Here is a 5896-nt window from a genome sequence, read left to right as displayed (position 1 = left end):
GACCCGCGCCTTGGCCGACACCGTGGGCCTGCTGGAGCGCGGCGACGCCGATTTCTCGCTCGTGTACCACCACCCGGCGCTGGCCATCGCACTGGACGCGCGGCAGTTCACCCACGTCACGCTGGCGGCAGACCGCCTGGTGCCGGTGTCGCGCGCCACGGCCGATGGGCAGGCACTGCACAGCTTCAGCCAGAACGCGCCCGTGCCCTACCTGGCCTACGCGCCGCAACTGGCGATGGGCCGCCTCGTCGAAGACCACCTCGCCCACAACCCCCATGCGCCGCGCCTGCAGCGCCTGGTGGAATGCGACTCGGCAGATGCCCACTACGAATATGTCCAGAAAGGGCTGGGCGTGGCCTGGCTGCCCTGGTCGATGGTGCATGCCGATTGCAAGAGCGGCCGCCTGGCGCCGGCGGGCAGTCCGCGCATGGAAGTGCGCTTTGACGTGCGCCTGTACCGCCCCAAGCGCCGCCTGAGCCCGCTGGCGGAAGCCGTGTGGCAGGCCGTCACAGTGCGCTGACCGGCCGGCTGCGGCGCGGGCGCGTCGCCAATACTTGCACCACTTCGTGCCGATTCGGCACAAGCGCGGCGCCGCCACGTTCTCACAATGGGGCATCCAACCTCAAGGACACACCGCCATGCACTCCTTCACCCCTTCGCGCCGCACCGCCCTGGCCTGCAGCCTGGCATTGCTGGCCTGCGCCCCCGCAGCCGCCCAGGAAACGGCCTACCCCAGCAAGCCCATCACCATCGTCGTGGGCTATCCGCCGGGCGGCAGCACCGACCTGACGGGCCGGGTGGTGGCCACCGAGCTGGGCAACCGCCTGGGCGTGCCGGTGGTGATCGAGAACATCGGCGGCGCAGGCGGCGCCATCGGTGCGCAGAAGGTGGCCAGCGCCGCACCCGACGGCTACACCCTGCTGGTGGGGGCAAGCAACGAGATCGCCATCAACAAGCTGGTGACCAAGAAGGTCAAGTACGACATCAAGGATTTCACCGCCATCGGCCTGATCGCGTCGCAGCCCCTGGTGCTGGTGGCGTCCACCGGCGCGGGGGTGAAGAACCTGGCGGAATTCACGCAGAAGGTCTCGAAGAACCCCGGCAAGTTCAGCTACGGCAGCTCGGGCGTGGGCACCTCGCTGCACCTGGCGGGCGAGATGGTCAAGGAGCAGGGCAAGCTGTTCATGACGCACATTCCCTACCGCGGCGTGGCACCGCTCACCAACGACCTGATGGGCAACAACCTCGAGTACGGCGTGTTCGTGCTCTCGAGCGGCCTGCCGCACATCAAGAGCGGCAAGGTGATTGCCCTGGGCACCACCGAAGCCAAGCGCTCGGCGGCCACGCCCGACATCCCGGCCCTCGCCGAATCGGCCCAGTACAAGAACGTGGACATCGGCGTGTGGTTCGCCCTCATGGCGCCGGCCAACCTGCCCAAGCCCGTGGCCGACAAGCTCAAGAAGGCCCTGGCCGAAGCGCTGCAGTCGCCCGATCTGCGCAAGAAGCTCGAAGCCAGCGGCTCCACGGTGTCGGCGCCCGGCGTGAACATCGACAAGTTCCTGGGCAGCGAAGTGGCCAAGTACAAGAAGATCGTCGAATTCGCCCGGATCGAGGAATGATGCCCATGGCCCTGACTTTTGACCTGCCCGCACCCGACCTGGGGCCCTGGCGCGCCGGCAACACCGGCACCGAAGGTGTCTGGCACTTCGACTCGGGCCAGCCGGGCCGCCACGTGATGATCAGCGCCCTGGTGCACGGCAACGAACTGTGCGGCGCCTGGGCGCTCAAGGGGCTGCTCGCGTCGGGGCTGCGTCCCCGGCGGGGCCAGCTCACGCTCGCGTTCTGCAACCTCGAAGCCTTCGACCGCTTCGATGCCGCCCACCACGACGCCTCGCGCTTCACCGACGAAGACCTCAACCGCCAATGGCTGGACGAGCGCATCAACGCCGGCGACACCCGCGAGCGCCGCCGCGCCGCTGCACTGCGCCCCTTCGTGGCGCGCGCCGACTGGCTGCTGGACATCCACTCGATGCACGAGCCCTCGGCTCCCTTGCTGCTGACAGGCATGCAGCCGCGCAACCTGGACCTCGCCCGGACCATGCGGGCACCCGAGCACATCGTGATCGATGCCGGGCACAAGGACGGGGTGCGCATGCGCGACTACGGCCGCTTCGGCCTGCCCGATGGCGACGGCCCGGGCCAGGGCGGAGACACGCGCTCGCTGCTGATCGAATGTGGCTTCCATGGCGACCCGGCCAGCCGCACCGTGGCGCAGGACCAGTGCGTGCGTTTTCTGGCGGCCGCTGGCGTGCTGGATGCGGCCGAGCTGGCGCACCTGCTGCCCGGCTGGCAGCAGGCCGATGCGCCCCGCCAGTGGGCGCTGGAGGTGACCGGCCCGGTGGTGGCCCGCAGCAGCCATTTCCGCTTCACCGAAGCCTTCACGGGCCTGGAAGTGATTGCGCAAGCCGGCACCGTCATTGGCGACAACGACGGCGAGCCCGTCACCACGCCCTACGACGACTGCGTGCTGGTGATGCCCTCCACGCGCCAGGCGCGCGCCGGCGTCACCGTGGTGCGCTGGGCCCGCCGCCGTCCCCTGTAAACGGTGGCCTTGGCGCAGGCCCAGCCGGGCCTGCGCGCCACATTTGCTACACGTTCGATAGCTGTTGGCGCTGAGGATAAAAGCGCCGCAGGCCTATTTGATACCCCAACGGGGCCCCAGCACCACGCAGACCAGCGCCGCCACCACGCAGGCCACCCCCGCCCATTGCCAGGCGGTGACCACCTCGCCCAGCACCCACAGCCCTGCGGCCATGCCCACCACGGGCACGCCCAGGCTGAAGGGCGCCACCCGGTTGGCCGGATAGCGCTTGAGCAGGCTGGTCCACAGCCCGTAGCCCAGCACCGTGGCCGCCCAGCCCAGGTAGGCCACCGACAGCCAAGCCACCAGCGGCACTGCTGCCCACGAGGCCGGGTCCAGCCAGCGCGCGGCGTCTGGATCGGCCACGAACGACAGCACGATGAACGGCAGCACCGGTACCAGGCTGCTCCAGACCACGAACGAGAAAGGCTCGTAGCCCGGCGACGCTTTCTGCGCCAGGCGCGAGACGATGTTCGACGCAGCCCACGAGGCCGCCCCGCACAGCGTCAGCAGCAGGCCGGCGACCGTGGTGCCGGCCGCCGTGCCGCCGGGCTGCAGCTGGTTCATGGCGAAGCACAGCAACCCCAGCCCCGCCAGCCCCAGGCCCAGCAGCAGGGGCCGGCCGGGGCGCTCGCGCAGCACCCCAAACCCGAACAGTGCCGTGAAGAACACCTGCGTCTGCATCAGCACGCTGGCCAGCGCCGCCGTCATGCCCATCTTCAGCGCCACGAACAGGAAGCCGAATTGCCCCACGCCCTGGAACAGGCCGAACAGCAGCACCCAGCGCCAGTGCGTGCGCGGCGCACGCACCAGCAGCACCAGCGGCAGGGCCGCGCAGAGGTAGCGCATGGCGCCCAGCTGAAACGGCGTGAAGCTGCGCAGCCCCCATTTCATGGCCACGAAGTTCACGCCCCAGAGCACCACCACGGCCAGCGCGGCCAGAAGATCACGGGCGCGCATCGGCCCGGCCAAGGTCGTCATCGGGTGGCTCACTGCGCAGCGCGCGCGGCCTCGATGTGGGCTTTCACCCGCTGGGCCAGGGCAATGTCGCCGGGGGTTTCGGGCGTCCAGGTGTCCACCGCCCTGGGGCGCCCCTGCTCGTCGACCGCCACATACACCGCCACGCACTGGGTCACGGGCTGCAGTTCCCCACCCTGGATGCTGCCCGAGCGCACGCCCACGGCAAGGTGCATGCTGCTGTTGCCGGTATGGACCAGGCGTGCCTCCACCTCGACCAGATCGCCCGACTGGATGGGCTGCAGAAAGCTGGCGCCGCTCACGAAGGCCGTCACGCTGGCCCCGCCGGCCCAGGCGCTGGCGCAGGCCAGCCCCGCTTCATCCACCCAGCGCAACACGGTGCCCCCGGGAATGCGGTTTGCCACCAGAGGCGTGCTTTGCGAGGCCAGAAAACGCAGGGTGATGGAATGCATGCGGGCAAGTCTCCAGAATCTTTCGGGCCATTATTCACCAGCCGCCGCGTTTCGGCCCGCCCCGGGCGGCGTGGTGGCGGCCAGGCCAGCGGCGCCCGCCGCCGGGGCGCTAGATTGATGTGTGTCAAAGTCACTTTGGCGCGGCATCCGTACATTGCGTTACAGGTCGCACAGCCCGGGAACGGGCTTGCCGCTGATCCGTGGCCGAAGCCGTTTCGGCCCTTTTGTGCTTTCACGACACGCGCGGGTGCGCGCTTTTTGCCATGTCTCTCCTCCATCGCCTCGGCCTGCTACAGAAGTTCATGATCCTGGGCACCATCGGGCTGATGATGAGCGCCCTGCCCACCTACCTCTACGTGAGCGATTCGCTGCAGTCCATTGCGGCGGCCCGGCGCGAGGCCGAAGGCGCGGCGCCTGCCGTCGTGCTGAACAAGGTCGTGCAGCTCATGCAGGTGCACCGGGCCTGTCGGCCGGCATGCTGAGCGGCGACGAGGCCCTGGCCGCGCGCCGGCCCGCCGCGCGGGATGCCCTGGAAAAGGCCATGGGCGAAGTGGCCGCCAGTTTCACGGCCGCCCAGGTGCCCGCCGCGCAGAACACCGCCTGGGCGCAGGCCCAGCAGACCTGGAAGACGCTGGAGCAGGCTGTGTCCGCACGCAGCCTGCAATCGGGCCAGAGCACCGCGCAGCACACGCAGCTCATTGCGTCGATCATGCTGATCAACGAGGCGCTGCTGGACGCCTATGGCCTGCAGACCGACCCCGATGGCGACACGCATTCGCTCATCCAGGCCTCGCTGGTGCATGCCCCCATGCTGGGCGAAAAGCTGGGCGTGCTGCGGGCGCAGGGCTCGGGCTTTCTCAGCCGCGGCGAGTTGCCCGCGCAGGACAAGGGCCAGCTGCTGGCGCTGCGCCAGCGCGTGGCTGAACTGCAGGCCGACACCATGCGCAGCTTCGACCGCGCCCTGGAACGCAACCCGCAGTTCCGCCAGTCGCTGGGGGGCAAGGCCCAGGAGATCCAGGGCCTCATCACCCAGTCGCTCCAATTGCTCGAAGGCGAGGTGATCAACGCCGCCGCCTTCAAGCTGCCCCCCAAGGACTATTTCGACAACTTCACGCGCACCATCGAGGCACTGAACGCCCTCAATGCCCAGGCCGCGACCAACCTGACCCAGGCCCTGAAAGACCGGGTGTCCGACCGGCAGCGGCGCCTGCTGTGGGTGGCGTTGGCCCTGGTGGTGACGCTCTCTTTCACCACGGGCATGGCGCTGGTCTTCGTGCGCTCCATCACCCAGCCGCTGCGCCAGGCGGTGCAGTTGTCGCGCGCCGTGGCGCAAGGCGATCTGAGCGGTGGCGCCATCACCCACGGCACCAACGAAGTGGGCCAGTTGCTGGAAGCGCTGGTGCAGATGCGCAGGCAGCTCACCGACGTGGTGCGCAACGTGCGCAGCGGCTCGGAAAGCGTGGCCACCGCCAGCATCCAGATTGCCCAGGGCAACACCGACCTGTCGGCCCGCACCGAGAGCCAGGCCAGCGCACTCGAAGAGACCGCGGCGTCGATGGAACAACTCAACGCCACCGTGCGGCAGAACGCCGACAGCGCCCAGCAGGCCAGCCAGCTAGCCGCCAGTGCCAGCACCGTGGCCGTGCAGGGCGGCGAGGTGGTGGCCCAGGTGGTGGACACCATGCACGGCATCAACGCCTCGTCGCAGAAGATCTCCGACATCATCGGCGTGATCGACTCGATTGCCTTCCAGACCAACATCCTGGCGCTGAACGCCGCCGTGGAAGCCGCCCGCGCGGGCGAGCAGGGCCGCGGCTTTGCCGTG

The 5896-nt window shown here is 69.3% G+C and carries 7 protein-coding genes; 5 read left to right on the top strand and 2 right to left on the bottom strand.

From position 1 onward, the window contains the following. The 3 genes from ACDELDRAFT_RS18100 to ACDELDRAFT_RS18090 form a co-directional block, all read left to right on the top strand. A partial coding sequence (locus tag ACDELDRAFT_RS18100) for a LysR substrate-binding domain-containing protein (protein WP_005799441.1) occupies positions 1-520 on the top strand: 520 nt, incomplete at its 5' end. Between the two features lie 118 nt (positions 521-638). Beyond that, positions 639-1619, top strand: a complete 981-nt coding sequence (locus ACDELDRAFT_RS18095; RefSeq protein WP_005799440.1) for a Bug family tripartite tricarboxylate transporter substrate binding protein — start codon at positions 639-641, stop codon at positions 1617-1619. After that, positions 1616-2602: a succinylglutamate desuccinylase/aspartoacylase domain-containing protein gene (locus ACDELDRAFT_RS18090; RefSeq protein ID WP_040329877.1), complete on the top strand. Its 987-nt coding sequence runs from the start codon at positions 1616-1618 to the stop codon at positions 2600-2602. The genes ACDELDRAFT_RS18095 and ACDELDRAFT_RS18090 overlap by 4 nt, the downstream gene beginning before the upstream one ends. Positions 2603-2695: 93 nt before the next feature. Here ACDELDRAFT_RS18090 and ACDELDRAFT_RS18085 read toward each other — a convergent pair whose 3' ends face one another. Together ACDELDRAFT_RS18085 and ACDELDRAFT_RS18080 are read right to left on the bottom strand one after the other, a co-directional pair. Continuing rightward, complete coding sequence (locus ACDELDRAFT_RS18085) at positions 2696-3622, bottom strand: EamA family transporter (protein ID WP_005799438.1); 927 nt, start codon at positions 3620-3622, stop codon at positions 2696-2698. An 8-nt stretch (positions 3623-3630) separates the two neighbouring features. Next, the gene (locus ACDELDRAFT_RS18080) at positions 3631-4071 is read right to left on the bottom strand and encodes an acyl-CoA thioesterase (RefSeq protein ID WP_005799437.1); all 441 of its coding nucleotides are present in this window, start codon (positions 4069-4071) and stop codon (positions 3631-3633) included. 263 nt (positions 4072-4334) lie between these two features. Between ACDELDRAFT_RS18080 and ACDELDRAFT_RS26110 the strand changes: the two genes are divergently transcribed. Both ACDELDRAFT_RS26110 and ACDELDRAFT_RS26040 read left to right on the top strand, forming a co-directional pair. Next, the gene (locus tag ACDELDRAFT_RS26110) at positions 4335-4553 is read left to right on the top strand and encodes a hypothetical protein (RefSeq protein WP_005799436.1); all 219 of its coding nucleotides are present in this window, start codon (positions 4335-4337) and stop codon (positions 4551-4553) included. After that, positions 4547-5896, top strand: a 1350-nt coding sequence (locus ACDELDRAFT_RS26040) for a methyl-accepting chemotaxis protein (RefSeq protein WP_005799435.1), incomplete at its 3' end; no start/stop codon positions are given. The genes ACDELDRAFT_RS26110 and ACDELDRAFT_RS26040, both read left to right, overlap by 7 nt.

Source organism: Acidovorax delafieldii 2AN (genome assembly GCF_000175235.1).
GTDB classification, from domain to species: Bacteria; Pseudomonadota; Gammaproteobacteria; order Burkholderiales; family Burkholderiaceae_C; genus Acidovorax; species Acidovorax delafieldii_B.
The sequence above is the reverse complement of the archived record's forward strand: the minus strand, read 5'-3'. Positions and strand labels throughout refer to the sequence as shown.

Excerpts from the sequence above, each read along its gene's own strand:
- ACDELDRAFT_RS18095 (WP_005799440.1), top strand. The coding sequence starts at position 639 with ATGCACTCCTTCACCCCTTCGCGCCGCACCGCCCTGGCCTGCAGCCTG.
- ACDELDRAFT_RS18090 (WP_040329877.1), top strand. The coding sequence starts at position 1,616 with ATGATGCCCATGGCCCTGACTTTTGACCTGCCCGCACCCGACCTGGGG.
- ACDELDRAFT_RS18085 (WP_005799438.1), bottom strand. The coding sequence starts at position 3,622 with ATGACGACCTTGGCCGGGCCGATGCGCGCCCGTGATCTTCTGGCCGCG.
- ACDELDRAFT_RS18080 (WP_005799437.1), bottom strand. The coding sequence starts at position 4,071 with ATGCATTCCATCACCCTGCGTTTTCTGGCCTCGCAAAGCACGCCTCTG.
- ACDELDRAFT_RS26110 (WP_005799436.1), top strand. The coding sequence starts at position 4,335 with ATGTCTCTCCTCCATCGCCTCGGCCTGCTACAGAAGTTCATGATCCTG.